Origin of the sequence: Streptomyces sp. NPDC006385, from assembly GCF_040612485.1 — a bacterium.
Classification (GTDB): domain Bacteria; phylum Actinomycetota; class Actinomycetes; order Streptomycetales; family Streptomycetaceae; genus Streptomyces.
The window spans coordinates 1-3,575 of sequence record NZ_JBEXQG010000159.1 but is presented as its reverse complement, the minus strand read 5'-3'; the positions used below and the strand labels follow the sequence as shown (position 1 = coordinate 3,575).

Sequence of the window (3,575 nt, the reverse complement as noted above, 5' to 3'; positions counted from 1 at the left end):
CCGACGCCGCCGAGCCGTGCCCCAGCACCGCGGCCACCTGACCGCGCACCAGCCCGGACAGCTCCCGCATCCGCGCGTCCGGCGACAACCCGGCCAGCCGGTCCGCCAGGCCCGCACCAGTACCCGAGTGCTCACTCGCGCGCGCCCGGCGCACCCGGCCACCACCGGCCACCGCGCGCAGCACCGCTGGCACACCAGCCCCCAGCCCGCGCAGCGCCGCCGCATCGAACTGCGCCGGCACCACCGACGCCGGTCCCGCGGCCACGGCAGCGTCCAGCAGTTCCAGTCCCTCACCGGAGGTCAGCGCCTTGAGCCCGGACCGTGCGATGCGCGCGAGGTCCACGTCGCTCAGCTCACCGGTCATGCCGCTGCGCTGCTCCCAGAAGCCCCACGCCAGCGATACCGCGGGCAGTCCCTCGGCGCGGCGGGCGGCGGCCAGCGCGTCCACGAACGCGTTCGCCGCCGCGTAGTTGCCCTGGCCCGCGCTGCCCAGCACACCGGACGCCGACGAGAACAGCACGAACGCCGACAGACCGAGGCCACGGGTCAGCTCATGCAGGTTCCAGGCGCCGTCCACCTTCGGCCGCAGCACCGCCGCGAGCCGTTCCGGAGTCAGAGACGACACCGTACCGTCGTCCAGCACACCGGCCGTGTGCACCACACCCGTCAGCGGGTGCTCGGCCGGGATCCCCGCCAGCGCCTGGGCCAGCGACCCGCGATCGGCGACATCGCACGCCACCACCGAGGCCTTGGCGCCCAACTCGCCCAACTCGGCGACCAGTTCGGCGACACCGGCGGCCTCCGGGCCGCTGCGGCTGAGCAGCAACAGCCGCCGTACCCCATGCGCCGTCACCAGATGCCGGGCCACGAGAGCACCCAGCGTGCCGGTCGCGCCCGTCACCACCACCGTGCCCGCACCGAACCCGCCGGTCGTCGCCACGGCACCCGTGCGCACCCGACCCAGCCGCGGCACGCGCACGTCACCGGAACGCACCGCCAGCTGCGGCTCGTCCCGCTCGACCGCCCACTCCAGCGCCGTCGGCAGCACGCTCCACGAGGACTCGGCACCGTCGACGTCCACCAGCACAAACCGGCCCGGGTTCTCCGTCTGGGCCGACCGCAGCAGACCCCACACCGCGGCGGCCCCGAGGTCGGCCACCCCGTCCTCGGCACCGGCCGCCACCGCTCCCGAGGTCACCAGCACCAGCCGCGACCCGGCGAACCGCTCCTCCGCCAGCCAGCCCCGCACCAGCTCCAGGGCGTCACGGAGAGCCGTGTGCACGGCGTCCGCGGTCGTCCCGGTGGTGTCAGCCGAGCTCACGAAGCGGCGGACGACCAGGTCCGGTACGGGCTCCCCGGCGGCGAGAGCGTCGAAATCCGGGTACGTCGGCCCGTCGATCGGCGACTCACCGACGCAGGCCCACGTGACCGTCGCCACGGCCTCCGGCGCCGGCGTCGGCGTCGGCGTGGCAGCGGTCCACTGAAGCTCGAACAGGGCGTCGTGCAGGACGCCTTGGGCCGAGGCGAGCTGTTCCCGGTCGAGGGGTCGGGTCAGCAGCGAGCCGACGGTCGCGACGGGCCGCCCCGTGCCGTCGGCGACGGTCACCGACAGAGCGTCCGCACCGGCCGGCGCCAGCCGTACCCGCAGCACCGACGCGCCGGACGCGTGTAGCGAGACGCCACGCCACTCGAACGGCAACCGCGCCTGCGCGTCGGCGAAGAACCCGCCCAGCCGCACACCATGCAGCGCCGCGTCCAGCAGCGCCGGATGCAGACCGAAGCGAGCCGCCTCGTCCCGCTGTTCCTCCGCCGCCTCGACCTCGGCGAACACCTCGTCGCCGCGCCGCCAGGCGGCACGCAGCCCCTGGAACGCCGGGCCGTAGCCGTATCCGGCACCGGCCAGATCGTCGTACAGCTCGTCGGTCTCGACGCGCACGGCGCCCGACGGCGGCCAGGCCACCAGGTCGGCTCCCGCCTCGACGGCCTCCCGCGCCAGCACCCCGGTGGCGTGGCACGTCCAGGCGTCTCCGGGCGACTCCGCCAGGGTCTCCGCCGCGGAGTCGGCGCAGGAGTACACGCCGACCGTCCGCCGACCATCGGCACCGGGCTCCCCGACCGTGACCCGCAGCCGGACCCCGCCCTGTTCGGGCAGCGTCAGCGGGGCCTGGAGGGTCAGCTCCTCGACCGCCCCGCAGCCGACCTCGTCACCGGCGCGCACGGCCAGCTCCACGAAGGCGGTCCCCGGCAGCAGCACCACACCGCCGACCGTGTGATCCGCCAGCCACGGATGCGTCCGCAGCGACAGCCGGCCCGTCAGGACCACACCGTCCGCGTCGGGCAGGTCCATGACCGCCCCCAGCATCGGGTGCCCGGCCGCCGACAAACCTACGGCCGCCGTACCGGCACCGGCCGTCGGGCTGACGTCGAGCCAGTAGCGGCTGCGCTGGAAGGCATACGTCGGCAGGTCGACATGGCGCGCACCCGTGCCGACGAAGGCCCGGGCCCAGTCCACTTCCACGCCGTGGGCCCACAGCTCGCCCAGGGAGGTCAGGAAGCGGTCCAGGCCGCCGTCCTCACGGCGCAGCGTGCCCGTCACGGCCGCATCGTCGGCGGTGTCCTGGATGCTCATCGCGAGCACCGGATGCGCCGACACCTCCACGAACACGGCATGGTCCTGGCCGGCGAGGGTGCGTACGGCCTCCTCGAAACGGACCGTGCGACGCAGGTTGCGATACCAGTAACCGGCATCCAGAGCCTGCGTGTCCAGCCAGTCACCCTCCACCGTGGAGAAGAACGGAACGCTGGAGATCTGCGGACGGACCTCGGCCAAGACCCGGCCCAGCTCCTCCTCGATCCGCTCCACGTGAGAGGTGTGAGAGGCGTAATCCACCGGGATACGACGAGCCCGCACGCCGTCGGCCTCACAGCCGACGATCAGCTCATCCAGAGCCTGCGGCTCGCCCGCCACCACAACCGAGGCCGGGCCGTTCAGAGCGGCGATCTCGATACGACCGTCCCAGGCGGCGATCCGATCAGCCGCCTGCCCGGCGTCCAGGGCCAGGGAGACCATGCCACCGTCACCGGCCAGCCCGGCCGCGATCGCCTTCGACCGCAGGGCGACCACCCGGGCGCCATCCTTGAGGGTCAGCCCGCCCGCGACGCACGCGGCAGCGATCTCACCCTGCGAATGACCCACCACAGCAGCCGGCTCCACGCCGTAGGAGCGCCACACGGCGGCCAGGGACACCATCACCGCCCACGACAACGGCTGCACCACATCGACGCGCTCCAACGACGGAGCACCCGGAACACCGCGAAGAACCGCCTCCGCATCCCAGTCCACAAACTCAGCCAGAGCCCGGGCACACTCAGCGAACCGCTCAGCGAACACCGGAGCCGAGTCCAGCAGCTCCACACCCATCCCGGCCCACTGCGCACCCTGACCCGGGAACACGAACACCACCCGGCCACCAGAACCCGTCCCGGCGTTCACGTCACCAAGCCCGGCGAGGAGTTCCTCCCGATCACGGCCCACCACAACCGCCCGGTGCTCGAACCGCGCCCGCCCCGTCGCC

General features: G+C 73.7%; 1 protein-coding gene. It reads right to left on the bottom strand.

Going from position 1 to position 3,575, the window contains the following annotated elements; genetic code table 11:
* The coding region (locus tag ABZ078_RS44215; protein WP_356584334.1) for an SDR family NAD(P)-dependent oxidoreductase at positions 1 to 3,421 on the bottom strand (3,421 nt) is incomplete at its 3' end.
* Positions 3,422 to 3,575: the final 154 nt, after the last annotated feature.